This is a genomic window from Kosakonia sp. N21, from assembly GCF_050587465.1.
Taxonomy (GTDB): Bacteria; Pseudomonadota; Gammaproteobacteria; order Enterobacterales; family Enterobacteriaceae.
In genome coordinates this window covers 150,399-176,724 of the sequence record NZ_JBOBHR010000003.1, presented here as the reverse complement: position 1 = coordinate 176,724, position 26,326 = coordinate 150,399, and the positions used below count along the sequence as shown (strand labels likewise).

Annotated in this window: 22 protein-coding genes and 1 tRNA gene; 8 read left to right on the top strand and 15 right to left on the bottom strand. The window is 49.3% G+C overall.

The window, feature by feature from the left end; all coding sequences use genetic code 11:
- Positions 1 to 39: 39 nt before the first annotated feature.
- From ACQ3G7_RS07930 to ACQ3G7_RS07915, 4 genes are all read right to left on the bottom strand, one after another.
- Entirely contained in the window at positions 40 to 1,674 is a 1,635-nt protein-coding gene (locus ACQ3G7_RS07930) for a methyl-accepting chemotaxis protein (RefSeq protein WP_430889451.1), read from the bottom strand.
- Between the two features lie 294 nt (positions 1,675 to 1,968).
- On the bottom strand, positions 1,969 to 2,322 hold the full coding sequence (locus ACQ3G7_RS07925; RefSeq protein ID WP_430889450.1) for a DUF4156 domain-containing protein: 354 nt from the start codon (positions 2,320 to 2,322) through the stop codon (positions 1,969 to 1,971).
- 156 nt (positions 2,323 to 2,478) lie between these two features.
- Positions 2,479 to 6,420 carry an Ig-like domain-containing protein gene (locus ACQ3G7_RS07920; RefSeq protein ID WP_430889449.1) on the bottom strand — a complete coding sequence of 1,314 codons (3,942 nt, stop codon included), beginning with the start codon at positions 6,418 to 6,420 and terminating at the stop codon, positions 2,479 to 2,481.
- 206 nt (positions 6,421 to 6,626) lie between these two features.
- A complete protein-coding gene (locus ACQ3G7_RS07915) occupies positions 6,627 to 7,070 on the bottom strand; it encodes a YuaE family lipoprotein (protein ID WP_430889448.1) in 444 nt (147 codons plus the stop codon).
- Between the two features lie 509 nt (positions 7,071 to 7,579).
- Here ACQ3G7_RS07915 and ACQ3G7_RS07910 point away from each other — a divergent pair.
- On the top strand, positions 7,580 to 8,260 hold the full coding sequence (locus tag ACQ3G7_RS07910; RefSeq protein ID WP_430889447.1) for a winged helix-turn-helix domain-containing protein: 681 nt from the start codon (positions 7,580 to 7,582) through the stop codon (positions 8,258 to 8,260).
- A 115-nt stretch (positions 8,261 to 8,375) separates the two neighbouring features.
- Here ACQ3G7_RS07910 and groL read toward each other — a convergent pair whose 3' ends face one another.
- Both groL and ACQ3G7_RS07900 read right to left on the bottom strand, forming a co-directional pair.
- Positions 8,376 to 10,022: a chaperonin GroEL gene (gene groL, locus ACQ3G7_RS07905; RefSeq protein ID WP_263098357.1), complete on the bottom strand. Its 1,647-nt coding sequence runs from the start codon at positions 10,020 to 10,022 to the stop codon at positions 8,376 to 8,378.
- 39 nt (positions 10,023 to 10,061) lie between these two features.
- Complete coding sequence (locus ACQ3G7_RS07900) at positions 10,062 to 10,355, bottom strand: co-chaperone GroES (protein WP_007372708.1); 294 nt, start codon at positions 10,353 to 10,355, stop codon at positions 10,062 to 10,064.
- Between the two features lie 255 nt (positions 10,356 to 10,610).
- On the opposite strand from ACQ3G7_RS07900, the gene yjeH reads away from it, so the two are divergent.
- Positions 10,611 to 11,867, top strand: coding sequence for an L-methionine/branched-chain amino acid transporter (gene yjeH, locus ACQ3G7_RS07895; RefSeq protein WP_430889446.1), 1,257 nt, complete (start codon positions 10,611 to 10,613; stop codon positions 11,865 to 11,867).
- Positions 11,868 to 11,896: 29 nt separating this feature from the next.
- Here yjeH and ACQ3G7_RS07890 read toward each other — a convergent pair whose 3' ends face one another.
- The gene (locus ACQ3G7_RS07890; RefSeq protein WP_430889445.1) at positions 11,897 to 12,367 is read right to left on the bottom strand and encodes an FxsA family protein; all 471 of its coding nucleotides are present in this window, start codon (positions 12,365 to 12,367) and stop codon (positions 11,897 to 11,899) included.
- 339 nt (positions 12,368 to 12,706) lie between these two features.
- On the opposite strand from ACQ3G7_RS07890, the gene aspA reads away from it, so the two are divergent.
- The 5 genes from aspA to ACQ3G7_RS07865 all read left to right on the top strand — a co-directional run bounded on the left by aspA (position 12,707) and on the right by ACQ3G7_RS07865 (position 18,380).
- A complete protein-coding gene (gene aspA / locus ACQ3G7_RS07885) occupies positions 12,707 to 14,143 on the top strand; it encodes an aspartate ammonia-lyase (RefSeq protein ID WP_061498553.1) in 1,437 nt (478 codons plus the stop codon).
- A 112-nt stretch (positions 14,144 to 14,255) separates the two neighbouring features.
- A complete protein-coding gene (locus ACQ3G7_RS07880; protein WP_263098361.1) occupies positions 14,256 to 15,557 on the top strand; it encodes an anaerobic C4-dicarboxylate transporter in 1,302 nt (433 codons plus the stop codon).
- Between the two features lie 82 nt (positions 15,558 to 15,639).
- Entirely contained in the window at positions 15,640 to 15,963 is a 324-nt protein-coding gene (gene cutA / locus ACQ3G7_RS07875; protein ID WP_430889444.1) for a divalent cation tolerance protein CutA, read from the top strand.
- Positions 15,939 to 17,756 carry a protein-disulfide reductase DsbD gene (locus ACQ3G7_RS07870; protein ID WP_430889443.1) on the top strand — a complete coding sequence of 606 codons (1,818 nt, stop codon included), beginning with the start codon at positions 15,939 to 15,941 and terminating at the stop codon, positions 17,754 to 17,756. The genes cutA and ACQ3G7_RS07870 overlap by 25 nt, the downstream gene beginning before the upstream one ends.
- 48 nt (positions 17,757 to 17,804) lie before the next feature.
- On the top strand, positions 17,805 to 18,380 hold the full coding sequence (locus ACQ3G7_RS07865) for a transcriptional regulator (protein WP_263098364.1): 576 nt from the start codon (positions 17,805 to 17,807) through the stop codon (positions 18,378 to 18,380).
- Here ACQ3G7_RS07865 and ACQ3G7_RS07860 read toward each other — a convergent pair.
- Together ACQ3G7_RS07860 and ACQ3G7_RS07855 are read right to left on the bottom strand one after the other, a co-directional pair.
- Entirely contained in the window at positions 18,377 to 18,982 is a 606-nt protein-coding gene (locus ACQ3G7_RS07860) for a LysE family translocator (protein ID WP_430889442.1), read from the bottom strand. The two genes, ACQ3G7_RS07865 and ACQ3G7_RS07860, sit on opposite strands and share 4 nt — an antisense overlap.
- Before the next feature lie 37 nt (positions 18,983 to 19,019).
- On the bottom strand, positions 19,020 to 19,865 hold the full coding sequence (locus tag ACQ3G7_RS07855) for an AraC family ligand binding domain-containing protein (protein ID WP_430889441.1): 846 nt from the start codon (positions 19,863 to 19,865) through the stop codon (positions 19,020 to 19,022).
- 185 nt (positions 19,866 to 20,050) lie between these two features.
- Here ACQ3G7_RS07855 and ACQ3G7_RS07850 point away from each other — a divergent pair.
- Positions 20,051 to 20,126: transfer RNA gene (locus tag ACQ3G7_RS07850), tRNA-Phe, on the top strand.
- A 357-nt stretch (positions 20,127 to 20,483) separates the two neighbouring features.
- On the opposite strand, the gene ACQ3G7_RS07845 is transcribed toward ACQ3G7_RS07850, so the two are convergent.
- From ACQ3G7_RS07845 to ACQ3G7_RS07820, 6 genes are all read right to left on the bottom strand, one after another.
- The gene (locus ACQ3G7_RS07845; RefSeq protein WP_430889440.1) at positions 20,484 to 21,374 is read right to left on the bottom strand and encodes a phosphoenolpyruvate carboxykinase (ATP); all 891 of its coding nucleotides are present in this window, start codon (positions 21,372 to 21,374) and stop codon (positions 20,484 to 20,486) included.
- On the bottom strand, positions 21,364 to 22,200 hold the full coding sequence (locus tag ACQ3G7_RS07840) for a phosphotransferase (protein ID WP_430889439.1): 837 nt from the start codon (positions 22,198 to 22,200) through the stop codon (positions 21,364 to 21,366). The genes ACQ3G7_RS07845 and ACQ3G7_RS07840 overlap by 11 nt, the downstream gene beginning before the upstream one ends.
- Before the next feature lie 91 nt (positions 22,201 to 22,291).
- A complete protein-coding gene (locus ACQ3G7_RS07835; protein WP_430889438.1) occupies positions 22,292 to 23,443 on the bottom strand; it encodes a DegT/DnrJ/EryC1/StrS family aminotransferase in 1,152 nt (383 codons plus the stop codon).
- A complete protein-coding gene (locus ACQ3G7_RS07830) occupies positions 23,436 to 24,611 on the bottom strand; it encodes an amidohydrolase family protein (RefSeq protein WP_430889437.1) in 1,176 nt (391 codons plus the stop codon). Before ACQ3G7_RS07830 ends, ACQ3G7_RS07835 begins: the two co-directional genes overlap by 8 nt.
- Complete coding sequence (locus ACQ3G7_RS07825; protein WP_430889436.1) at positions 24,608 to 25,069, bottom strand: NUDIX hydrolase; 462 nt, start codon at positions 25,067 to 25,069, stop codon at positions 24,608 to 24,610. The genes ACQ3G7_RS07830 and ACQ3G7_RS07825 overlap by 4 nt, the downstream gene beginning before the upstream one ends.
- Entirely contained in the window at positions 25,066 to 26,322 is a 1,257-nt protein-coding gene (locus ACQ3G7_RS07820) for an SPASM domain-containing protein (protein WP_430889435.1), read from the bottom strand. Before ACQ3G7_RS07820 ends, ACQ3G7_RS07825 begins: the two co-directional genes overlap by 4 nt.
- Positions 26,323 to 26,326 lie beyond the last annotated feature (4 nt).

The following is a 26,326-nucleotide window of genomic DNA, read 5'->3' as shown; positions in this document are numbered from 1 at the left end:
AAATCTGCGAGTCTGATGACAGCAGACTCAAACTACTGTTTAGAATTTTTCCCAACCATCATCTTCACTGACGACTGTCGGATTCATCTGGGTGTGCTTAGCGGCTGGCGCGGGTTTATGTGCAACGTTTTGCCCCGGCAGACGAAAAACATCAACCAGTTGCTGCAGTTTCGTCGCCTGGTCTTCAAGACTGCCTGCGGCAGCCGAAGATTCCTGAACTAAAGCCGCATTCTGTTGTGTTGTGGTATCCAGTTCAGACATCGCCTGAGCGATTTGCGTGATCCCGCGGTCCTGCTCGTCTGACGCTGCGGCAATTTCCTGCATCAGATCTTTTACCTGCATAACAGAATGCACAATGCCACTCATGGCTTCGCCTGCCAGATCAACCTGGCGGGCACCGTCTTCAACATAGTTAACGGACTCATTGATCAGGGTTTCGATCTCTTTTGCCGCTTGCGCACTGCGCTGGGCCAGCGAACGGACTTCCCCCGCTACAACAGCAAAGCCTCTCCCCTGATCCCCCGCTCTTGCAGCCTCTACCGCGGCATTAAGCGCCAGGATATTCGTCTGGAAAGCAATGCCGTTGATCACCGAGGTTATTTCGGAAATTTTATTCGAACTTCCGATAATGTCTTTCATGCGATTAACCGTTGCACTAACCACCTCGCCGCCCTGTGTTGCTGCCTGAGAAGCAGCGATAGAGAGTTGGCTGGCCTGGTGCGCGTTGCTCGCATTCTGTTTCACCGTGGAGTTGAGTTCCTCCATGCTGGCAGCTGTTTCAACAACTGCAGCCGATTGCTGTTCCGTGCGGGCGGAAAGTTCGTTGTTACCCAATGCTATCTCATTGGCGGCTGTATTCACGGAAGAGGAGGCAGAACGCACCATTTTCAGGGACTCCGCCATGCGTCCTATTAACTGATTAAACGCATTGGCGGCCTGGCCGATTTCGTCCATACGCCCGATGGGAATGGCATAGCTGAGATCCAGGTTTTCACTGATATTCACCATGCCATCTTTCATTTCATTCAGGCGGCGTCGAATATTCAGCACCGTTATTAAACCAAACAGGCCCAATAATATTGTCGCAACCAACGTTGCAGAAATAGACAACACCATTGAACGGGAAATTAAGCTGTCACTCTTATTTTGCGCCTCGTCGACTAACCAGGTGTTATAAGCGACCTGATCGGAAAAGTCCTTAATCAGTGTCGTAATATTATCCGCTACCATACCGCCACTACGCATAGCATTAGATGCAGCCATACGATCGTTCGCTTCAGATAATTTAAAATAGCTGTCCATTACCACACGGAATTTTTCCAGGTCGGCAAGTGTTTTTTTAGACTGCTCGAGATCTTTCTGATCCACGGTAAGCTGCTGAGTATAATGTTGGTGCATACTGTACAGCTCATCGAAAATTTTCAACGCATTCTGTTTTATTTCCGCCATTTGTGTTGCATCCTCCGTCAGGGCATGCAAAAAGAGCTGAGCGCGGACACTCGTCACCTTCAGCATCTCAGCATTTATCTCATCGAGACTGGGTAACGTATTTTCCTGGAAGACTTTTTGCGAACTTCCTATTTCTGATAACGACATCATAGCAATGAGGTTCGTACCAATCAGGCTGGCTATTAGTAACGAAAAAGCAAGCAACAATCGCTTTGTAATATTCATGACAAGCTCCCAACGCCATCATAATTAAAATAACACGCCGTAAAATCCATCTTGCAATGAATCCTGTCGGGACTATCGGCACGCAGCGATAATGCTTTACGCTTTACGCTATAAAAAAACGCAAAGAGAACAATATAACGACGCAGGTCAATATTTCGCGATAATTTATATTCAGGGGTTTTATTAACGCAGCGGAAATATAGATTGCATGAATTTTAAATCATAAAAAAAATAACAGAGAAAAGAGTAAACCGAGCAACTCCCGCCATCACTGACGGGAGTACAAAAATAAGATCAATTCGGGCATTTATAAACCTGACCGCTCATTTCACTGGCGGTCGGAACAAAACTGGACAAAAAGCCCTGAGTCGGACTGTTTACGCTATAAAGTACGTTGCCGCCCATTGCTGCCGCCTGGTTGCGCAGGGCATTTGCCGCACCGCGCATGGAACCACCCTCTTCACCGTGTTGCCCGGAAAGCCAGTTGCTCTGTTTACCGGTGGCGGTGCCGAGATACTGGCACTGTGCGCCCGGCTTCTCTTCAACAAAGCGCACGCTCTGCCCGCCAGCGCTCAAATCGTTGCTACTGCTACATCCGGCCAACAGTATCGCGGCACCCACGATCCCTGCTAAATGTTTTACGTACATGTTATTCCCCATAATCAATGAGCTGGACGCATGTCGCCCGTGTGTAAACCTTATACTAAAAAGATGACCAAAAGAAACACGCCGTCATCGCAGGTCGCACAAATCAGGAAAAATAAGGCGGGAAACCCCACCGCGAGCGGCAGGGTTACATGAGGGTTAACATCCGTCGTAATTGAATGTCGAACCGGGAACGATTTTGTTGACCGGCTGTATTGCAGCGTCGCCATTCTGATCGACATTGATTTTAAAAACATGCCAGAGCAGGTCCGACGGTGCCCCGGATGCGCTCTCCACCGCCCAAGTGTAGGCTCTGCCATCCGGGAGCTCGACTTTTACTTTTGCCCCGACCATTAACGGCCCCAAATCCGGACGGTGGTTATTGACCGAATAACAATATGCGCCCGGATGCATACGCTTGATGATCATGATTTCAGGACCATACCCCTTTTCGACATCCTGATTCAGAAAGGCGTCTGCATTGGCGGGCGCCTTGCTTGCGTTATACACATGAATCCGCTGCCCGCCGGGATTGGTAGAGGGCGGAGGAACCACGATATGCGCATCCAGATTTCTGGGGGTGGCATCCCACGTCAGGGAGATACGCGCCGATGCTCCCTCCAGACGGTGCGTTAACGTCACATCCAGGGCATAGCTCGCCACATTGGGCACATCCAGCGTCAGACTCTGCGCGAGATATGCTTTTGACGTCGCCTCAACATAATACCTTCCCGGCCTGACATTAAGTCGGTAGCTGCCGTTGCTGCTCGTTGTGGTCGAATAGACCGGTTGCGCATCGCCTTTTGCATTGAATAGCTTCACCACAACGCCGGAAAGGAGCACCTGCCTGGCACTTCCCCATTCCGATTTGAGCGCCCAGGATACCCCGCTAAGATTCACCAGCGGCGTATTAAAACTCACGGTCTTGTCGGCGTTGAGTTGCGTGACGCCATCCAGTGAGGCAGAAACGCGGATCGCCGTTGCCTCCATCTGTGTGCTTTGGAGCATAGCGCTGGCAATTCCGTCGGCGTCCGTCACGCTCAGATTGCTGATGGTTGCCGCCACACCGTTATCGTGTCGCCATTTCACTGTTGCGCCAGGGACCGGATTATCGTGAACGTCTTTAACGACGGCTTTAAACGTAAAAGCATCTGTTGAATTGGCCACTTTATCAACGTCAGCCCCCTCCAGATAGACCGAGACCAGCGAGGCCGTCGCCACATCGCCGACAAAGTGCATCGTCTTGCTGGCAGAGGTTCCGGCAACAGTCGCCGTCACCGTATAGATCCCGGCATGCAGACTGGTCGCTTTTGCCATGGCTTTGCCGTTTATATCGCTGATCCCCCGAACAACCGCTATCGTCGCACCGGTGCTAACGGCAAAATCGACGGCTATCCCCGCAAGCGCATTGCCATGCGCGTCGGTAACGGTCGCGCTCACACTGTTGGTGGCAATGCCATTTGCCGCCGCCCCCTCACTCTCCACAACCAGATTCGCAGTGGTGATTTGCGCCGTCGTCACATCGGCAACGAAAACCGCCGTTTTGTTCAGCGTGCTACCGTTCACCGTCGCTGACACCGTATAAACGCCAGCCCGATCGCTCACCACCGTAGTCTGCGCTTTACCATCCATGCCGGTAAAATCCGACGTCGCCGCCAATGTTGCCCCGGCGCTAACACTGAAACCGACCGCCACACCGGGAAGAGGATTGTCGTTGGCATCCACAACCATAACGGTAACGCCATTGCGCACCAGACCGTTCGCAACGGCATTATCCGGCGCAATAATCAGGCTTTCATTGGTGAGTTGGATCGCGTTTTTATCCGCAACAAAGCGAGAGTTCAGTTGTACTGTCTGGCCTGTTTCAACCATCTTCGCAACGGTAGCGAACTGGCCTGCCCTGCGGCTTGTCAGTGACGTCTGCGCACCGCCTTGTGCATCAGTGGTCACCTGGGCAGGCGTGACATTCACAGGCAGCTCAGGGGAAAATTGTATGCTCACTCCCGACAGGGGATTGCCACGCGCATCCACCACGTTAACCCGTAAGATATTGCTGTCGACTCCGTTAGCTGTGGCATCCTGAGTAATACTGCTTTGCGCAAAACGTGCCGTGGAACGATCGGCGACAAAATTCACCGTGTGGCTGAGGGTGGTGTTATTGGCATGCGCAATGACGGTACTGGTGGTCGCGCGCGTATGGGTCAGCAACAGCGTAGCCACACCGTTCCTGTCGGACATGGCTGTATTACCGCCCAGGGCGACCGCGCCATTATCGATAGAAAAATCAACAGCGTAATTTTCCAACGGATTGCCATAAAGATCGCGAACGGTCGCACGCAACACATTAGTTTGTGCGCCATCAGCCAGCGCATTGTCCGTCACAATGACAAAATCCGACAGTCGGGCCGTCGTGGAATCGGCAATAAACGAAACGGTAGCTTTACGGGCATGACCATTGCGTAACGAAGCCGTAATTAACCCCTCTCCGGCAACACCGCTGCGCACATTGACCACGGCGATCCCCTGGTTGTCAGTCTCCACGCTCAGCGCATTGTTATCGACCATACCGTCGGTAAACAGGGTTGCCGCCGAAATACCGCTACTGTCGGTTAACCGTGAAACATTGAACGTCACACGTTGAGACGCCTGCGGTTGACCCTGCTCATCAACGACCTGCGCACGAATAGAGAACGCGTGCTGTTTATCCGCCAGTTGCGCCACGCCAGGCAGAACAGCCAGCGGTTGGATCACTTCGCCGGAAGGCATGACCCGAATAATTGTGCTGGCGGGCGCGGCGCGGTTGCCGTTCTTATCAATGCCCACCCCGGTCAGGATATACTCCTGCGGCGCGCTCAGCGCCCGGCTGAAGTTGGACACATAAGCCGGAACCTGCACTTCCAGCTCCGTAGCAGAAGGTTGACGCCAGCTACCGCCATTGGCGGTAAAATTAGCCGATGCGCTCCACTCAATGCGCGCCAGGCCATATCTGGCTTGCGTCACCGTCACAGGAATACGCAGTATCGCGCCCGCTTCCGCAATCAGTTGCCGGGGTAAAGAGATGCCGATAAGCGTCTGCTTACGGTACTGCATAACAATATCGTTGTTGCGATCCACCAACGAATATTTGCTGCCTGACAGGCTGCGCTGAAAATCAACGCCAGCAGACTCAAGTTGCCGCCAGAGCGGCACACCCAAACGGTAATTCAGGGAAAGATCCAGCCGGGTATCCCTATTATCACCCACTGAACGCTCGCCGGAGAACGTCACCAATGGAAAGGGCATATAGCTCAGACCTAACGTCAACGCCTGGGCATCATCTTTCAGATGACTGAGCCCCCCACCAGACCTGAGCGCGATATGCTTGCCAAAATAGCGTTCATATTTCACTTTTGCCCCCAACTGCGGTAGCGACGGTAGCCAGCCTTCAAGCCGCATATCGACGCCTTTTGCGGGCCGCTCATCGTACATGTTCATCGAATCGAGCGAAGAGGGATGCCACGCCGTGAGGGGGTAATACGCATTCACGCCGAGCTTCATATAACCGGTCCCGACCTCACCCCCCAGCCCCAGACGGGCGTTTTTGCCGGTGTAATCGTAGTCATAAAAGGTATTCACGCCGAACATCCAGTCATGACGGTAATGGCGATAGCCCACACCGAGATTAGCGATATTGCGATCCTGATTGCTATGCAGACCAAGCTGACTAAATAACAGATGATGATCCGTCTCCACCAGGGGCAGCAACAGATCGCCGGTCATCATGCGGTTGGTTCCCAGTGACGCCTTCACCGTCCCTTTTTGTCCCAACCAGTCGCTAACCTGCTGATTAATTAACCCTTCCCCCAGGCTGCGCGCCAGTCCAAACGACGATTCACGAATATCACCCGATGTAAATAACTGCCCCACCTGCACCAGGTTCGACGCCGCATCCTGTTCCGGTGATACGCTCGCGCGCACTTGTTCGGCATCAGATTCACCGCCCAACTCGGGCAGTGTGGAAGAAAGAATTGCCCGGTTTGTCGCGCCAGAAGGTGGGGAGGGTTGAGGAGGCATTCCTTGTTCGTTAATCAGGTTTTGCAAACCCGCCATGGTTTCACTCATGGTCTGGTAATCCTGATATTCGCTCGCCCGAACGCCTGCCGTGATGGTTAATAATAATGGGCTCAAGAACTGAAGAAATATCATTCCCCAGGTTAGGCCCCGTTTCCATCCGGATAGTCGAATTATCGTTATCATTACATCACCGCAAAAAAAGAATAACGCGCCGCATGACTTATGGCCGCTCACAAAGATTGGTGATTTATTTATTAAATGCTGGCGAGATTTTTCATTTTCTCTTTAACGATTTGATAACTGGTGTAGTGCACTTTTGCACATAGCGTGTCCAGTTTCACATCGAGTTGCAGGGTATAAACGTCCTTCGCTTCCTTGCCCATAATGTTTTTATTCACATTTAAGAAACGATAACCTTCCCCGATTTTCGCATAATCAGAGGAGTAGCGTTGATAAGCATCAGTATTATTACCACGAATAAAATTAAACTGGTCAATACACGAATTATTGGTTGAGGCGATAACAATACCATCGAAGAAGGCTGTTTTTTTCGTCGTAGCCGTGTCGGCGCCTGCTTTTATTATGTTATTGCTTACTGCAGGTGTCATCGGGGAATTATTTTTAGCCACATTCGTTGAGCAGGCAGACAGCATGGCCTGGCATCCGATGCTGAATACAACGGCATGTAAATATTTCATATTACTCTTTCCCTTAAAATTGAATCGTGGGGTAAACACCAGACCAGAACCATTAATATCCTGCCGTAACAGAAATTAATAGCGCCCGATTTCCAATGAAGACTCATGGATTTCAATAGTAAGAGAAGGTCATTAACATCAGATACTTATATCAAAACAAAATCAATAAACAACACAATCCACTACAACTCACAATAAAATAAAAGGAAACGCTAATTAATATAAAACAATAAATAATTAAAAACCAATTTATACAACAGAAACAAAGCGTATTAATGTCTTCTATTCTGTCAATCAACAAGAAAAAACATTAACTTATTGACAATAAATGTCCACTGGACAATATGATGACACTGTGACTCTTTTATCAGCCAGGTAAGTAAAAGAGAAATTTACTGAGAAGCATAACAGATGTCGTTATAAAGCACATGATTACACGACTTTCTAACAACTTTACGTTAATTCGGTTCATTAACACTGTAGCAAGGATGGTTACGCAAGGTATTCTTATGCAATTTATCATTGATAAGGACATTTATTTCAGACCTGCCGATGGCGCGATATGGCGTATCGACACTGAAAACGAAAAAAAACATTTAACGCTCACCAACAGCCGATTACTGACTTATTTAATTGAACACCGTGGAGAAGTCATAACCCGGGATGCTGTTTTTCAATCAGTTTGGGAAGCATATGGATTACACTCGTCAAATAACACACTGAACCAGTACATATCGCTGTTACGACGAATATTCACCGATTTTGGCGCAGGCCCTCAACTGATTAAAACCATTCCTAAAACCGGTTTTATGTTTAACGCTGAAGTACATATTGTGCGCGAGGCGGAGGAAAATAAAACCAGTAAACCGGATAAGCGTGATGAGACACCACCACGCTATAAACAGATCGCGCGGGTATCGCTCCCGGCTCTGCTCCTTATTTCGTTACTCATCAGTCTGTGGCTGTGGCAACGTCAGGAGGAGAGCGAGCGCTTCACCGCCGTTTGCTGGCAAATGAAGGATAGGAAACAGTGTGAGATCTTCTCCCTTGAGGGTAACAACACGCTGCGGACGCTCTCTTCCGCCGAAAAGATGAAATATATGAAGCTGATTGAAGACAGGGTTGTCGAGTGTGAGCCTACCCCGCTGGCTGTGGCGCAAAAAACCGATGCCCTGACAGCATCTCCGTGATTAACGCAATCCATCGCAGACAGGATTTAAAAGATAAAAAAAGAGCGGGGATAAACCCGCTCTTTTTTGTTTGAACTCACGGCAGAGTAAACCCTGCGCATGTGTCCGGCAGCAATTACATCATGCCGCCCATACCGCCCATGCCGCCCATACCGCCAGCAGCACCTAAGTCCGGCGCGTCGCCTTTCGGCAGGTCAGTCACCATGCACTCGGTGGTGATCATCAGACCGGCTACAGATGCTGCGTACTGCAGAGCAGAACGAGTCACTTTAGTCGGATCCAGGATACCCATGTCGATCATGTTGCCGTATTCTTCCGTTGCTGCGTTGTAACCGTAGTTACCGTCGCCTGCTTTAACGGTGTTCGCTACCACAGACGGCTCTTCGCCGCAGTTCAGCACGATCTGACGCAGCGGAGCTTCCATTGCGCGCAGCGCAACTTTGATACCCACGTTCTGGTCTTCGTTCTGGCCTTTCAGGTCAGCGATTTTGCTTGCTACGCGGATCAGCGCAACGCCACCACCAGCAACCACGCCTTCTTCTACCGCAGCACGGGTCGCGTGCAGGGCATCTTCAACGCGGGCTTTTTTCTCTTTCATTTCAACTTCGGTAGCAGCACCGACTTTGATAACCGCAACGCCGCCTGCCAGTTTCGCTACGCGCTCCTGCAGTTTTTCACGGTCGTAATCAGAGGTCGCTTCTTCGATCTGCTGACGGATCTGAGTTACACGGCCCTGGATTGCCGTTTCTTCACCCACGCCATCGATGATGGTGGTGGTGTCTTTGTTGATCACAACGCGTTTAGCCTGACCCAGGTCTTCCAGGGTTGCTTTTTCCAGTTCCATACCGATTTCTTCAGAAATCACGGTACCACCGGTCAGGGTTGCGATGTCCTGCAGCATAGCTTTACGACGGTCGCCGAAGCCAGGCGCTTTCACCGCAGCCACTTTCACGATGCCACGCATGGTGTTAACCACCAGGGTAGCCAGCGCTTCGCCTTCCACGTCTTCAGCGATAATAACCAGCGGTTTGCCGGCTTTCGCAACAGCTTCCAGAACCGGCAGCATTTCACGGATGTTGGACACTTTTTTGTCAGCCAGCAGGATGAACGGGCTTTCCAGCTCGACAGCGCCAGTTTCCGGCTTGTTGATGAAGTAAGGAGACAGGTAACCGCGGTCAAACTGCATACCTTCAACCACGTCCAGCTCGTCCTGCAGACCGGTGCCGTCTTCAACGGTGATCACGCCTTCTTTACCGACTTTGTCCATCGCTTCCGCGATCAGTTTACCGACGGTTTCATCGGAGTTCGCGGAGATGGTACCAACCTGAGCAATGGCTTTGGAGTCAGAGCACGGTACAGACAGCGCTTTCAGTTCTTCAACCGCAGCCGCGACAGCTTTGTCGATACCACGTTTCAGATCCATCGGGTTCATACCCGCAGCAACAGCTTTCAGGCCTTCAGTGATGATGGACTGCGCCAGTACGGTTGCGGTGGTGGTACCGTCGCCTGCAGCGTCGTTCGCTTTGGAGGCCACTTCTTTCACCATCTGCGCACCCATGTTTTCGAACTTGTCTTCCAGTTCGATTTCACGCGCTACGGAAACACCATCTTTGGTGATGGTCGGTGCACCGAAAGATTTATCCAGAACCACGTTACGGCCTTTCGGACCGAGGGTAACTTTCACTGCATCTGCCAGAACGTTCACGCCGCGCAGCATTTTTACACGGGCGTCGTTACCGAATTTTACGTCTTTAGCTGCCATTTTCTCTTTCCTTAAATTCGTTCAGTTTCGCGCGTGAAATTACGCTTCAACAATTGCCAGAATGTCGCTTTCGGACATGATCAGCACTTCTTCGTTGTCGATCTTCTCGGCTTTAACACCGTAGCCATCGTTGAAAATCACGATATCGCCCACTTTAACGTCCAGCGGTTGCACCGTACCGTTTTCCAGGATGCGACCCTTACCGACAGCGATGATTTCGCCACGCGTTGATTTGCCTGCTGCAGAACCGGTCAGAACGATGCCGCCAGCGGATTTGGATTCAACTTCTTTACGTTTGACGATCACACGATCATGTAACGGACGAATACTCATTGATAGCTCTCCTTTGAGGAAGTCTTTATCAGTTATGGATGACGCCGGTCCGCACAGGGATCTCCGGCTGGTGACCTGAGAGATGGGGGTCGATTTTTCCCCCTTCAAGGGGGAAGAACAAAAAAAATTTACGAAAGTGCGTCAATGCGCAAAAGTGCGGAAAATAGCAGCACTGCTGGTCCAGCCATAAGGAAAACCGATTGTGATAACATCCCTTCTCTTGAGGTCAATCAGACAGAGGTTGATGCAGGGACAATGGGCGGATTAAAACAAGAACTGGGGCTGGCTCAGGGCATCGGGTTGCTTTCCACCTCCTTACTTGGCACCGGCGTTTTTGCGGTACCGGCGTTAGCCGCCGTGGCTGCAGGTAACAGTAGTTTATGGGCATGGCCGTTGCTGATCGCACTGGTATTTCCGGTGGCGATTGTTTTTGCCGTGCTGGGTCGTCACTTTCCCAGCGCAGGCGGGGTCGCGCACTTTGTCGGCATGGCGTTTGGTCCGCGTCTGGAACGGGTAACGGGCTGGCTGTTTCTCTCGGTGATCCCGGTAGGGTTACCGGCCGCATTGCATATTGCCGCCGGCTTCTGGCAGGGCATGTTTGGCTGGCAAGGATCGCAGTTGCTGATGACAGAGTTGGGCACGCTGGCGCTGATTTGGTTTTTAGGCACGCGCGGCGCTGGTTCCAGCGCCAATCTGCAATCGATCATTGCGTTGCTGATTGTTGCGCTGATTGTCGCTATCTGGTGGCGCGGCGGTATTCACTTCGCGGACATTGTCTTCCCGCCGTTATCGCAGGTATCGGTGTCGGAGATGTCCTCATCGCTGGCGGTCATGTTCTGGTGCTTCGTTGGGCTGGAGGCTTTCGCCCACCTGGCCTCAGAGTTCAAAAACCCGGAGCGCGATTTTCCCCGTGCGTTAATGATAGGTCTGCTATTGGCGGGGTCGGTGTACTGGGGTTGTACCGTGGTGGTGCTGCACTTTGACCTGTGGCGCGATCAGGGCGCGGCGGCGTCATTACCGGTGATTGTGGTCGAACTGTTCGGCAAGCAGGCGTTGTGGATCGCCTGCATCATTGGTTATCTGGCCTGCTTTGCCAGCCTGAATATTTACATTCAGAGCTTCGCCCGGTTGGTGTGGTCACAGGCAATGTACAAACCGGATAGCGCGCTGGCGCGCCTCTCCGGGCGACAGCTACCGCAACATGCGTTAAGCGCAGTGATCCTCTGCTGCATCTTCTGCACCCTCGCGATTTACGCATTCAGCATTAATCTCGATACGCTGATCATCTACGCGAACGGGATTTTCATCACTATCTATCTGCTGTGTATGCTGGCGGGTTGCCGGTTGCTGAGGGGGCGCTACAAAGCGCTGGCGATCGTGGGTAGCGTGCTGTGTTTACTGTTACTGGTGGTTCCCGGCTGGAAAAGTCTCTATGCGGTATTCATGTTCGCCGCGTTATGGCTCTTTTTACCCAAACGTCGGATCGCACCCTCCCCCTCTGTTCACTCATAAAACAAGCCCGGCATCGCCGGGCATCCTGTTTAGCGGTCGTCTTTGTTATCCAGGCGATCGCGCTGATCGTCTTTGCGCTGATACTCCCCTTCAAAGGTCTCTCCACCGCCGCTTCCCGCGCCAAAACCACCACCAGGCATACGCGAAAAACGCAAATGCGGCATCAGTTTCAGCGTCAGGTGCTTTTGCACCGGCGGCAGCAGGAGCAACAGGCCGAGGAAATCGGTAAAGAACCCTGGCAGCACCAGCAACAGACCCGCGATAATCAGCGACACGCTTTTGATCATCTCTGCCGCCGGGCTTTCGCCCGCCGCCATTTTCTGCTGCATCAGCATAAAGTTCTTGAAGCCCTGGTTACGCACCAGCGACATGCCGATCACCGAGGTAAAGATCACCAGAATCAGCGTCATCAGAACGCCAAAGACATGCGCGACCTGAATAAAAATCGAAATCTCAATATAAACGTATAAAAAAAAGGCAATAAACGGTATCCAGCGCACTGGCTTCTCCTGTCGGCGGACAGACGCCCTGTGGCGGCTGTCTGAATGAGTTTGCGAATCGCATGGTTACTGAGATGGTGGCGAATGCGGAAAATTCAATTTCCCGGCGGATGAAAATTTTCTGTCTGTCACGAAGCGGTGACTCATTTCACATATTAATAATTATGATGCAACGGCGAATATAATAAGTGATCAAGATTACGGCATTTCGCTATCATCAGCATATCATTCCGGGTATCTGGCCGATTATGGGGATAATCGTCGGTCGGAAAAGACACATAACCACATTAATACTGTGTGTTTGGTGTATTCATTCGTAGCTTGAAAAAGAAGGTTCACATGTTAAACAACATTCGTATCGAAGAAGATTTGTTAGGTACCAGGGAAGTGCCGGCGGATGCCTACTACGGCGTGCATACTCTGAGAGCGATTGAAAACTTTTACATCAGCAACAGCAAAATCAGCGACATACCTGAGTTTGTACGTGGCATGGTAATGGTGAAAAAAGCGGCAGCGCTGGCGAACAAAGAGCTGCAAACCATCCCTAAAAGTATCGCGAACACTATCGTTGCCGCATGTGATGAGATCCTGAACAACGGCAAATGCATGGATCAGTTCCCGGTAGACGTCTATCAGGGCGGCGCAGGAACCTCCGTGAACATGAACACCAACGAGGTACTGGCCAACATTGGCCTGGAGCTGATGGGCCACCAGAAAGGCGAATACCAGTTCCTGAACCCGAATGATCATGTGAACAAATGCCAGTCCACCAACGACGCCTACCCGACCGGCTTCCGTATTGCGGTCTATGCCTCTATCGTCAAACTGGTTGATGCCATTAAACAACTGGGCGAAGGCTTCGAGAGTAAAGCCGTTGAGTTCCAGGACATCCTGAAAATGGGCCGCACACAGTTGCAGGACGCCGTTCCGATGACGCTCGGCCAGGAGTTCCATGCCTTCAACGTGCTGCTGAATGAAGAAACCAAAAACCTGCTGCGGACATCCGAGCTGCTGCTGGAAGTGAACCTCGGCGCGACCGCGATCGGGACGCGTCTCAACACGCCGGATGGCTACCAGCAACTGGCGGTGCAGAAACTGGCGGAAGTCAGCAACCTGCCGGTAGTCCCTGCGGAAGACCTGATTGAAGCAACGTCTGACTGCGGCGCATATGTGATGGTACACAGCTCGCTGAAACGTCTGGCGGTCAAACTCTCCAAAATCTGTAATGACCTGCGTCTGCTCTCTTCCGGCCCACGCGCCGGGCTGAATGAAATCAACCTGCCGGAGTTGCAGGCGGGTTCTTCCATCATGCCAGCCAAAGTGAACCCGGTGGTGCCGGAAGTGGTGAACCAGGTGTGCTTTAAAGTTATCGGCAACGATATCACCGTCACCATGGCCTCTGAAGCGGGTCAGTTACAGCTCAACGTGATGGAACCGGTGATCGGCCAGGCGATGTTTGAGTCGATTCATATCCTGACCAATGCTTGCTACAACCTGCTGGAAAAATGCATTAACGGCATTACCGCCAACAAAGAAGTGTGCGAAGGCTACGTTTACAACTCCATCGGCATCGTCACTTATCTCAACCCGTTTATCGGCCATCACAACGGCGATATCGTCGGCAAGATTTGCGCCGAAACGGGCAAGAGCGTACGGGAAGTGGTGCTGGAGCGCGGCTTGCTGACGGAAGCCGAACTGGACGACATCTTCTCGGCGCAGAACCTGATGCACCCGGCCTACAAAGCGAAACGTTATACCGATGAAAGTGAACAGTAACCCCTACGGCTAAACAGACAAAAGGCACACCCTGAACGGTGTGCCTTTTTCTTTTGGATGGTTACTAAACTATAACAATTCGATATCACTTAGTTAAACAAGGAAGCCAACTATGTTTGCTGCAGAACTTGTCCTCGTCCTGATCGCCATCTACCTTGGTGCCAGACTCGGCGGCATCGGCATTGGTTTTGCCGGTGGTTTCGGAGTGCTCATACTGACGCTCTTTTTTCAAATCAAACCCGGCGCAATACCGTTCGACGTTATTGAAATCATTATGGCGGTCATCGCCGCTATCGCCGCCATGCAAGTCGCAGGAGGGATGGATTATCTGGTCAGTCTGGCGGAGCGCATGTTACGCCGCCACCCGAAATACATTACCTTTCTCGCCCCGCTGGTGACCTGGTTTATGACCATTCTCGCTGGTACCGGGCATACCGCATTCTCCACGCTACCGGTGATAACGGAAGTGGCGAAAGAGCAAGGCATTCGCCCATCCCGCCCGCTGTCCATCGCCGTGGTGGCCTCGCAAATCGCCATTACCGCGTCGCCCATTTCCGCCGCGGTGGTCTTTTTCGCCGGGATCCTGGAGCCGCTCGGTGTGAGCTACCTGACATTGCTGGCGATCTGTATTCCGGTCACGCTGATTGCCGTGATGATCACTGCCGTGGTGTGTAACTTCCTTGGCTGCGAACTGAAAGACGACCCGATTTACCAGGAGCGTCTGGCGAAGGGAGAAGTGAAACTGCGCGGCAGCCAGGTTTTCGCGCTGAAACCGCATGCCAAACGCTCGGTGCTGCTGTTTCTGATCGGCATTATTGCGGTAATGCTGTACGCCACGGCCATCAGCCCCACCGTCGGCTTGATAGCCAACCCGGTGCTGCCGCGTAACGAAGCGATTGTGGTCTTTATGCTGACTATCGCGACGCTTATCTGCCTGACCTGCAAAATCGACACCGGAGAGATCCTCAACGCCGGGACCTTTAAATCCGGGATGAGCGCCTGCGTCTGTGTGCTCGGCGTCGCCTGGCTGGGCGACACCTTTGTAAAACATCACATCGAAGATATCCAGATGGTGGCGGGCGACCTGCTGCACAGCTACCCGTGGCTGCTGGCGGTGGTGCTGTTCTTCGCCGCAACCCTGCTCTACTCGCAGGCGGCGACCACCAAAGCCCTGATGCCTGCCGCTCTGCTGCTCGGCGTTACGCCGCTTACCGCGATTGCCTCGTTTGCGGCGGTTTCTGCACTGTTCGTGCTGCCGACCTACCCGACCCTGCTGGCGGCGGTCGAAATGGACGACACCGGTTCAACGCGGATTGGTAAGTTTGTCTTTAACCACGCGTTTCTGATACCCGGCGTGATCGCCATTGCGCTGTGCGTGATCCTGGGCTTCGTGTTCGGCGGTATCCTGTTGTAAAAGTGCTTAAAATCGGGCCGCCTGGCGGCCCGATCCGTCTTCGCGTGGTATAGTCGATGTTTTCGCTGCTACGAGGTTGACGATGAACACGCCTGATGCCGTTGTTGTACTCTGCACCGCCCCGGACGAAGCCACCGCCCAGGATCTGGCGACAAAAGCGCTGGCGGAGAAACTCGCTGCCTGCGTCACCATTTTGCCGGGCGCCACTTCGCTCTATTACTGGGAAGGCAAGCTGGAGCAAGAGTACGAAGTTCAGCTATTGCTGAAAACCGACGTCGCCCATCTCGAAGATCTCTTCGCTTGTATAAAATCGCACCACCCGTATCAGACCCCGGAATTACTGGCTTTACCCGTTACCCACGGAGATTACGACTACCTCTCATGGCTCAACGCATCCTTACGCTGATCCTGCTGCTGTGCAGCACATCCGCCTTTGCCGGATTATTTGACGCGCCCGGCCGCTCTGACTTTGTGCCTGCCGATCAGGCCTTTGTTTTCGATTTTCAGCAACATCAGCATGATTTGACCCTCAACTGGCAGGTGAAAAAAGGCTACTACCTTTATCGCCAGCAGATTCGCGTTACGCCTGCACAGGCGAGTATCGGCCCCCTTTCGCTACCGCAAGGGGAGATGCACGAAGATGAGTTTTACGGCAAAACAGACATCTACCGCCAGCAACTGAGCGTGCCGCTTAAGGTGGCTAAGGCGGCGAAAGGCGCAACGCTGACCGTCACTTACCAGGGCTGTGCCGATGCCGGGTTCTGCTACCCGCCGGAAACCAAAGTCGTGCCGCTGATGGACGTGGTGGCAACGACCAGTGGTACCCCCACTTCTGTTGCCCCTGGCGTTTCCGGAACGGCTATTCCCCCTGCCGCATCCGGAACGGCTATTCCCCCTTCCGCTTCCGGGACTACTGTTCCCCCTGCCGCATCCGGAACGGCTATTCCCCCTCTCCCCTCGGGGGAGAGGGCCGGGGTGAGGGGAAATGCACTGCCCTTCTCCGCACTCTGGGCGCTGCTGATCGGCATCGGCATTGCCTTTACCCCCTGCGTATTGCCTATGTATCCACTGATTTCCGGCATCGTGCTCGGCGGCAAGCAACGTCTCGCCACACCGCGCGCATTACTGCTGGCATTCATCTACGTCCAGGGGATGGCGCTCACTTACACCGCGCTGGGGCTGGTGGTTGCGGCCGCCGGATTATCGTACCAGGCCGCGTTACAGCATCCGTATGTGCTGATCGGCCTCTCGGCGCTGTTTAGTCTGCTGGCGCTCTCTATGTTTGGCCTGTTTACGCTGCAACTTCCCTCTGCTCTGCAAACCCGCCTGACGCTGTGGAGTAACCAGCAGCAAGGCGGATCAATGGGTGGTGTATTCACCATGGGTGCGATTGCCGGGCTGATTTGCTCTCCCTGCACCACCGCGCCGTTGAGCGCCATCCTGCTGTACATCGCCCAGAGCGGCAACCTGTGGCTCGGCGGTGGTACGCTCTATCTCTATGCGCTGGGTATGGGGCTGCCGCTGATACTGGTCACCGTGTTCGGTAACCGACTGCTGCCGAAAAGCGGGCCGTGGATGGAGCAGGTCAAAATCGCCTTCGGCTTTGTGATCCTCGCCCTGCCCGTGTTCCTGCTGGAGCGCGTGCTTGGCGATATCTGGGGACTACGCATGTGGGCGCTGTTAGGCATCGCGTTTTTCACCTGGGCCTTTATCACCAGCCTCAGCGCGAAGCGCCCCATTGTACGCGTGCTGCAAATTGCGCTGCTCGGCGCAGCGCTGGTGTGTGCACGCCCGCTACAAGATTGGGTCTTCGGCGCACCAACCGCACAGACGCACGCACCGCTGACGTTTACAACAGTGAAAACCGTGGACGACTTGAACCAGGCACTGGCGCAGGCCAGGGGTCGCCCTGTGATGCTGGATCTCTATGCCGAGTGGTGCGTGGCCTGCAAAGAGTTTGAGAAGTACACCTTTAGCGATCCGCAGGTACAGGCAGCGCTAAAAAATACGCTGTTATTGCAGGCGGACGTCACCGCCAATAACGCCCGGGATGCGGCGCTGCTGCAGCACCTGAACGTGCTCGGCCTGCCGACGATCCTGTTTTTTGATACCCAGGGGCAAGAGCAGCCTGCGGCCAGAGTAACCGGATTTATGGACGCCGCCGCCTTTGCCTCACATTTGCGCAATCAAGCCCCGTAAACAACACTTGGTTGGGGGAATACGCTTCACATAACGGAGGACATCACCGTGCAACGCGAAGACGTTTTGAGCCAAACTTTACAGTTGCTTGAATTAAAAGGGATTGCAGACACCACGCTGGAGATGGTCGCCGAACGCATTGATTATCCCATTGATGAGTTCCGCCGTTTCTGGCCGGATAAAGAAGCCCTGCTGTATGACGCCCTGCGCTATCTGAGCCAGCAGGTGGATATCTGGCGCAGGCAGCTATTGCTGAATGAAGAACTGAGCAGTGAACAGAAGCTCCTTGCACGCTACGGTGCGCTGACTGAGTGCGTCAGCAATAACCGTTATCCCGGCTGTCTGTTCATCGCCGCTTGCACCTTCTTTCCCGATCCGGGTCATCCCATCCACCAACTGGCGGATCAGCAAAAACGCGACGCCCACGACTTTACGCATGAATTGCTGACCCGGCTGGAAGTGGACGATCCGGCTATGGTAGCGAAGCAGATGGAACTGGTGCTGGAAGGCTGCCTGAGCCGGATGCTGGTGAACCGCAGCCAGGCCGATGTCGATACCGCGCAGCGGCTGGCGGAAGATATTTTGCGCTTTGCCCGCTGCCGCCAGGGCGGCGCGCTGACTTAAACGCCAAACATCCCCGCCCAGGCGGAGGCCAGCAAACAGAGCGCCATCCCGCGCTGAAACCAGACAAGGGATGTCACCGTGCGAAACAGCCGGTTGGCCGCTTTGCCCAACAGCGTCCATGCGCTCAGGCAAATCAGGGAAATCAGTAAAAACCACAGCGACAGCAGCGATACCTCGCGCAGCGGTTGACCGCTGTGCGGGGCAAACAGACTCACCACCGCCAGCGCCATCATCCAGGTTTTAGGGTTGATCAACTGCAACATGGCCGCCGCGCGACCGCTGAAGGGGCGCGGTGCTTCGCCCTGTAAATCTGTGGCGGGAGCAAAAAAGAGTTGCCAGCTCATCCAGCTTAGCCACAACGCGCCAGCCCAGCTCATCACCTCACGCACCAGCGGGTAGTCCCGCAGGCTCTCCCCGGCACCCGCGCCGGAGATAAAAACGATCAGGCTCGCCGCCACACACGCGCCCACCACTGCGGGCAGCGTCGCTTTAACGCCAAAGCGCTGGCTACTGGCGAGGATCAGGATATTTGTCGGTCCCGGCGTAATCGAGGCGACAAACGCGAAGAGTAAGAACGGCAAAGAGTTATGCAGCAGATTCACAATCGGGCTCCTTAGTCATGAGCCTCAGACTGTGGCGTTATTTTTCCGTATCGTCTGGAAGATTTGTGCACAACCTGCGGTAATGCGCGGGCGAGAGGCGATAAGCCCGCTGAAACCAGCGCCCGAGGTGGCTCTGATCGGCAAAGCCTAATGCGGCGGCAACGCTGGCCGGTTGTGCGCCCTGCGCCAGTTGCGCGCGCGCCGTGGCAAGGCGAAGCTGAATAAGCCAGGCATGAGGACTTAAGTGGAATTCGCGCTTAAAACAGCGCGTCAGCGTAAAGCGATCGGTGCCGGTTTCCCGCGCCAGGTCCGACAACCCAATATTGTCACCAATATGTGCATGAAGATAATCCCTGGCGCGGTGGGCTATCGCCGCGCTTTGTACCTGCGAAGGCAGCCGCTTATGCCACTGGCAATGGTGCGTCAGCTGACTAAGCAGCGTATCCATGGCGCTTTGCTGGACAATACGTATCTCTTCGCGGTGTAGCGCGTAAAAGGTCTGCGCAATCGCGCCGATCAGCAGCGGTTCGCGGGCGATAGTATGAGAAAAATGGAGTGAATAGCTGGACGGCACCGACTCATACAGGCCGCGTAACGTATCGCTGAGCCAGTGTTCATCGAGATAAAAGGTCAGATAGGTAAAACCGCCGGCAACGGGCGCATCGCCATCGTGGATCTCGCCCGGTTCCAGTAAAAAAGCGTCGCCCGGCCTGCTGCGATGACGCTCGCGACGGCAATGAAACTGCTGAGTGCCCGCCAGCGTGATCCCCACCAGGTAGCTATCGTGCCAGTGCGGATCGTATGCGTGCCCTTCAAAGTGAGCGCGAATTGTTTCAATGCCGGTGTCTGCATGCTGCCGCAGTTCCAGCCAGTCATTAGCCATAGAGCCTCCGGAACGCCTTCAGGTTTTTTAGCATTCCTCGCCGGTCAATAAAAGTCTGGAAGATTTGTGCAATTCCCGTTTTACGCCGCAGAATCGCACAGATTGCCGCAAAGTTGAGCAACCGGTTAGCATTTAAAGAAATAAGGTTGACGCCTTAAGACGATTAAGGTTTAATGCGCCCCGTTGCCCGGATAGCTCAGTCGGTAGAGCAGGGGATTGAAAATCCCCGTGTCCTTGGTTCGATTCCGAGTCCGGGCACCACTATTCAGAGAACCCAGCCTATGGCTGGGTTTTTGCTTTTCTGCTTCCGGACTCTCCATCGAACTTCGTTCGATTATTCGCCGCAAGCGGCTCACCCCTTCGGGGCCAGCGCGGCAAGCGCGCTGTTCAACGCCTACGGCGTTAGTCCGAGTCCGGGCACCACTATTGAAAGAATCTGAACACATGTGGTTCTTTGGTTTTGGTGCTCTGTCGCCGGGTTATGCCGCCCTCACCTTATCAATTCCTTTCACTTCATCGGCAGTATGTAAATACAGCACACGTGCTTTTATCAAAGCGCTCCGGTAAGAGACTACTAAAAACTTCTTCCATCACAATTCTCGCTATTCGGGCTATCGTCTAAATAGTCGATTCATAAAGCGCCTCATCGTAAGTGCTACAAATTTTTATCTCTATTTTAGAAAATGCATCCTGCAAAAAAGTATTTTTACAAGTAAGAATACTATCTTGAATATTGACTTTAGGATTAGCCAACACAGGCGTATCAGCATAACCAGTAGAAAGATAAATAAATTTCCTTACTTTAGAATGATGCTGGTAATTCACATTGAAAATATCACAAAGGGCCTTTGGAGTGAGATGAACTCTTCCGTTTGAAGAAAATTCAACATCACCTGATGAGGACCTTATTTGAATTTCTTCTTGCAAATTCGGAAAAATATTTATACTACCCAAGCGAACACCTGCACTTACAGGTAATGAAAAAGCATAAAAATCTGAGCCAAATAGATATACATAAGGCTTATCGTTAGATAAAAAATTATATTTTAGAGAAAGCAACTTGAGCATCAAAGTTGTTTTACCAGCAAACTTATCACCCATAATGCAGACCGCTCCACGATCATTACTTACGCATGCGGCATGCAAAGTCATAACCTCCTGATTGACGATAAAGCCGTCTATATAATCTCTTATCTCTCTGAATGCAGCTTTATATAACTTCTTAGATTTAAAAAGTGAATATATTTTCAAATCAAACGTGTCATTCACAGTATCAACTAGCAAACCACATCTGGCGGAAGTAAGCCTCTTATTCAAATCCATAAAGTGGCTCAACTGAACACCAAAATTAGCAGAAATATGAATATCGGCGTTGCCTTGATAAGAGCTGATGTGGTTGAAGAAAATACATTTCATCTCATCCAGAAATTGTTCATCATTACTTTCTATCCCAATCACTACTTCTGCAAAATGAACATTTAATTTAATGCCGATGACATTAGATAACATTTAAATCTCCTGCCCAACCATTAAATACAGATAAAATATCGAGTCGTTTCTCAATCAAGGTCATCAATAAATACTGTCTTTTTATGAGAAACGATAGCATTGCACTATCATGACACGCTTGATCTTCAACATCACATTCCAGGCAGAACACAAATAAGTAGAAATTGAAAGCCGAATTTAAATCCAACGAACCGACATTCATATACGAAATAAAGTAATTTTGATACTTCTCGATGAGCTCTATTATGGTTTTCTTTTCATCAATGATAGAATCAAGGAAAGATATGAAAAAACAGCGCATAACCTCATAGTCTTTATAAAATAAATGCATACTATCAAAGTCTATAAATGTGATATTTTTTCCAGAAATAATAATATTTTCCTTCCACATATCACCATGAATAAAATTTTGCGGTTTATCCAAAAAATCAGGAACAGTATCTATAAAGTCTAAAACATATCGTTTTCTATATTGCCCATTGTATAATGAATCAGGTTCATGAGATAAAAAAACACTGACCATTTTTTCTAACTTGCGATCATTAGATCGAAACTCAGGGATATCCATTACATTATGTAGAGCAGCTAACGCACTTCCGAGCAAAGATGCGCTACTAAGATTAAAAACAAATACATCCCCTTTGACTTTCTCATAGGCATAAATATCGTGGCTGTTATGATGAAATAGAAAACTACCACTACTGGTTTTGAGCACTCTATAAAACAGATCATTATTAAAAGAATGCATTAACTTGAAAAATTCCTGAAATATTCTTTTGTCTTTTATTTTACAACTTTTTATAATATAGCCGTCTGATTCCAACATGGTACATTCGGAATTCAATCTAGTATTCAATGGAATAAACTTCATATTGGAAGGAAAACGCGTGTAAACTTCCGATATATTAAGTGGAAATCTAGCTGAGTTCATATGCTATCTCAGAGAGTGAGTTGATGATATAATTTTCCTCAACATCAGTAAATGAAGGATGTAGAGAAATAGATAAAATCCTATCCCCTAATGTGTCGGCATTAGGGCAAACAGGATGGTAAAGTTTCTCATTTATGAACGTAGATGTTTTATAAACCGGTAGATTTGCAATGCAATTACCTATGCCTTTTGCGTTAAGCAATTCAATCACTTTCTCTCGCAGATCCGCAGGATAGTCTTCATTAATTTTTAGAGTATAAAGGTAGTAAGTACATGTAAAATCAAAACCTTCAGGATATAAAAAATCGAATAATTCAATTCCAGACACCTTATTATCTCTATTTTTTCCTATAGATATCCTTCGCTCTATTTGATCCTGGATTTTGTCTATTAGATTCAAGCCAAACAATACTTGAGAAAAAGATATTTTGTGATTAAATCCAAAAAATTTTTTATCACCGAACCCTCTTGCAGACTTAACAGCGTCTGCATGTTCATTATTTTTGCATACGATACCGCCACCTTCACCTAACAAAGTTAGATGTTTTTTTGCCTGAAATGAAAAAACTGAAAAATCGCTAAAAGATGACAAGTTCCTACCTTCAATCCTGGAGCCTAAACTTCTTGATAGATCATCTATAATCCATATTTTTTCCCCCGTCTTAGCAGATACTCTCTCTGCCAGGTCAGATATTGCGTGCATATTTGAGGGAATGCCATTCATATGCGTAACAAGAATAACATTGGCGCCATTAAGCAGTTTAAGCTCTAGCTCTGCAAGCTCGAAGTCGAATGAAGTTTTTTGAACATCGCATAAAATTAAAGGATAACCACGGCTGATTATCATAGAATGAACACCAAAAAATCCTATGGCCTGAGTGATAACACTCACATAACCAGATTCTATCTTGATAAGATATAAGGCTAACTCTAATGCGGTTGTAGCATTATTAAGAAGGGAGAAGTTATCCTCATCAAAAATACCCATGAACTTTCTTTCAAAATCCTGAATAAGATTGTTTGCAGAAAACGTACCATCCTTCATTACTAGAGAAAGTTGTTTGGTATAACTATCAATAAAATGATCGTCGAGGTCACACCCTAAAAAAGGCTCTCCCATACTTAGAAATTTATCCATAAATATTATACCTATCGTAATTATCATGATAATTCAATAAATCAAAACCCGTATTTTCAGGGGGAATGCACCCACTCTTCTTATAATAGAAGTTTATATTACGAAAATTGTAAATAAATTTTCTGTCTAATACTAAACCCAAGCGCAACATATAACTAGCAGGATTTCCCGTTATTCCTGAGAGCATCTTATCAGGATGATAGCTACGATTATTTACCTGCGACACTATGTTATATGTCTTTATTTCGGTAAAAAGATCATATCCCATATTAGTAAAATAACCATCGGTTGCAAACGCAATACCACTCAGATTTTCAGGCATCGCTACGTTATTTCTTAGTCTTACACAAGATGCCGGGCAAAAGACAATCAAATTATTCAAGTCGTGATTAGCATAAGAAAGCTGATAAGGAAGGTAATTACAATGAATGAGAATTCTCATCAATTTATTATTTAAAAAAAAGTTTTCCAGATATTTACTTAATGTTTCTTTAGGCCAGTTCGCTTTCATCCTTGAAAATATTTCATCTTCTTTGTCATCACCCGGATTATTGTAAAAATCCCGTTCTCCCGGCCATTCAAAAAAATGGATACTTAGAACAAAGTTATTCTCCATGGCATACCGGCTATAATAATGCATTGATTTTTCATTTATATTATAAAGTGAATGAATTAACAGTGCTGGTCTGATAGGGATATTTTTTTTGGTAAAGAAATCTTGCAGTTCCTGGAGCCTTTGAATTATTAAATCACGCTCATGATATTGTTTGATACTTAAAAAAGGTATAACATATATGGGAAGGTCATTATATATATGAATAAACTCGCCAACATCTTCGGGTCTAATACTTGAGCACACAATGTTGACACCATGAAGGGCAGAATTTTGCGTTGAACCAAGAATGCGCTCATTAAAAGAATCATGTCCTATATTTGGCTTACTCTCCAGAACTGAGACGCCACTGAGATGGTTATATCTCGGCACATGTAATAAATGTGCATGCATATTTATCAATGGCGCTAACGCCAGAACTCGACACCCCCTGGCTTTAGGCTCAGCACTAATATTGTAATGTCCTTCATTATTCTGTCGAATACACCACCCTCCCTGATGCCATACGAAACCATCAAAGAAGGTGTCGACGTAACAAGCCTGAGAATACTTCATCTGCAAATAAGTTCCATCTGTAATAGTCTTTGATGAAGCTCCCAAGCAGCCGTTCTGTTACTATCCCAAGTGTTGTAACGTCCAAGCTCGCTAAATTTTATTATTTTATATGTGGTGTGCTCAGCGCTTAATGATATGTCTTCATGGGATTCAAACCGTACAGCAAAGGCATGTTCTGTTATAGTATAAATATCGTCGGGCCAATTCTTACTGGCCTTAAAGTATGATTTAGGTATAGAGCATTTTGAATCCAAATGCATTAACTCAAGTTTACTTGATGGAATACCCAACTCCTCTTCAGACTCTCTCAGTGCTGCATCGGCAAAGGATTCATTATCTTCAACTCCGCCAGCTATCCATTGCCATATATCCATGTCCTGTCGTTTCAGGATAGTCAGCAATAACTCATTGTTAATAATCTGGTAAGGAACGACTAATACCTGTGCTGGAAATCTCATTTTAACTGCCCTCCGAAAATTTTTTCTGCTTCAATAAAGAAATTTTTGATTTGTGTAGAATCAGACTGCTGATAATTATGGTGTAGTTTATCAAATAGTCTGTTTGATCGCGTTTTGAATGGATCACAGACCGATGGACATATCCCGGGAAGCTGACAATCGATATCAGCACGATGTGTAGATTCCCAAATTTCTTCAAGTGTTTTTTCGACAAGATTTCCAATATGGTAACCATTAGGTTTTGGATGGTAGTTGCATGGATATAACATGCCATCAGACCCCACAGCGGCCATCATTCTGGAAATCAGACAGGTGTCAAAATCTTGCGCTTGCTCTTCTGAATTATTCAAATCATGCACAGTTATAAGCTTAAATGAAGAGTCTTCAAGATCATTACGGATGTTGCCAATCAGAGTCAGACATTCAAGTTTTTCCGTCTCGCTTAATACTTTCTCTCCATAAATATCTTTTTTTAGCCTTAGATTCGAAACACCCAATGATTTTAACTTTTTTGCCAACGTGTAAATTTCACGGAAATTCTCAGGGTATAATATACATGAACAATTAATCTCAAGCTCTGTCATATTTAAATCTTTAAACTGCTTTAAAAGATATATGTTAGAATACACCTTATCTAATTCATTTAACTGAGATTCCCGACCTGAACATTTTAGTGTGTTGTAAGTTTGATTGCTTCCTGAATCAACGCTAATGTTGATATAGGATAGTTTCGAAAGCGCATCGCAAATATCAGCGCCAATTTTGAGTCCGTTAGTAAACAGCCCAGTTCTTTTGCCTTCTGATGTTATTTTACGTATTGCTGATACAAGCGCTTTTTTTGCAATTAATGGCTCACCCGTTATTCCTGAAAAGCTGAAATTCTCGACACTAAATGTCCTGTTAATTTTTATTCCATCGATTACCGTGGTAATATTTTTCTTGTAAGAAAGAATATTTTCGATCACGGACATTAATGCTTTTTCACTGTGCAATACATTAGGTAAAATATCTTTATTTTTCTTTGGAATGTAATGAGGTTCCATTTCCTCGCTACTTTCAACATGTATATGTTCACCTATACACCATTGACATGTGAGATTACAATAACTTGAGGGATGGATCAGAACCTCATAGGGTGGTACAACAATTCCATTTAAGTTGCAAAGTATCAACTCTTTTCTTTTATATAAATTATATGCTTCATTAAAATTACCAGGCAAATCATTCCTGATTAAACTCTGAAGGTTCTGCATGCCA

What these genes read in the sequence shown, in the direction of transcription:
- groL (WP_263098357.1), bottom strand. Translation starts at nt 10,022, where the DNA reads ATGGCAGCTAAAGACGTAAAATTCGGTAACGACGCCCGTGTAAAAATG.
- yjeH (WP_430889446.1), top strand. Translation starts at nt 10,611, where the DNA reads ATGGGCGGATTAAAACAAGAACTGGGGCTGGCTCAGGGCATCGGGTTG.
- aspA (WP_061498553.1), top strand. Translation starts at nt 12,707, where the DNA reads ATGTTAAACAACATTCGTATCGAAGAAGATTTGTTAGGTACCAGGGAA.
- ACQ3G7_RS07840 (WP_430889439.1), bottom strand. Translation starts at nt 22,200, where the DNA reads ATGTTGGAATCAGACGGCTATATTATAAAAAGTTGTAAAATAAAAGAC.
- ACQ3G7_RS07920 (WP_430889449.1), bottom strand. Translation starts at nt 6,420, where the DNA reads ATGAGTGAAACCATGGCGGGTTTGCAAAACCTGATTAACGAACAAGGA.
- ACQ3G7_RS07915 (WP_430889448.1), bottom strand. Translation starts at nt 7,070, where the DNA reads ATGAAATATTTACATGCCGTTGTATTCAGCATCGGATGCCAGGCCATG.
- cutA (WP_430889444.1), top strand. Translation starts at nt 15,640, where the DNA reads ATGAACACGCCTGATGCCGTTGTTGTACTCTGCACCGCCCCGGACGAA.
- ACQ3G7_RS07870 (WP_430889443.1), top strand. Translation starts at nt 15,939, where the DNA reads ATGGCTCAACGCATCCTTACGCTGATCCTGCTGCTGTGCAGCACATCC.
- ACQ3G7_RS07820 (WP_430889435.1), bottom strand. Translation starts at nt 26,322, where the DNA reads ATGCAGAACCTTCAGAGTTTAATCAGGAATGATTTGCCTGGTAATTTT.
- ACQ3G7_RS07900 (WP_007372708.1), bottom strand. Translation starts at nt 10,355, where the DNA reads ATGAGTATTCGTCCGTTACATGATCGTGTGATCGTCAAACGTAAAGAA.
- ACQ3G7_RS07930 (WP_430889451.1), bottom strand. Translation starts at nt 1,674, where the DNA reads ATGAATATTACAAAGCGATTGTTGCTTGCTTTTTCGTTACTAATAGCC.
- ACQ3G7_RS07825 (WP_430889436.1), bottom strand. Translation starts at nt 25,069, where the DNA reads ATGAGATTTCCAGCACAGGTATTAGTCGTTCCTTACCAGATTATTAAC.
- ACQ3G7_RS07830 (WP_430889437.1), bottom strand. Translation starts at nt 24,611, where the DNA reads ATGAAGTATTCTCAGGCTTGTTACGTCGACACCTTCTTTGATGGTTTC.
- ACQ3G7_RS07835 (WP_430889438.1), bottom strand. Translation starts at nt 23,443, where the DNA reads ATGGATAAATTTCTAAGTATGGGAGAGCCTTTTTTAGGGTGTGACCTC.
- ACQ3G7_RS07845 (WP_430889440.1), bottom strand. Translation starts at nt 21,374, where the DNA reads ATGTTATCTAATGTCATCGGCATTAAATTAAATGTTCATTTTGCAGAA.
- ACQ3G7_RS07910 (WP_430889447.1), top strand. Translation starts at nt 7,580, where the DNA reads ATGCAATTTATCATTGATAAGGACATTTATTTCAGACCTGCCGATGGC.
- ACQ3G7_RS07925 (WP_430889450.1), bottom strand. Translation starts at nt 2,322, where the DNA reads ATGTACGTAAAACATTTAGCAGGGATCGTGGGTGCCGCGATACTGTTG.
- ACQ3G7_RS07880 (WP_263098361.1), top strand. Translation starts at nt 14,256, where the DNA reads ATGTTTGCTGCAGAACTTGTCCTCGTCCTGATCGCCATCTACCTTGGT.
- ACQ3G7_RS07855 (WP_430889441.1), bottom strand. Translation starts at nt 19,865, where the DNA reads ATGGCTAATGACTGGCTGGAACTGCGGCAGCATGCAGACACCGGCATT.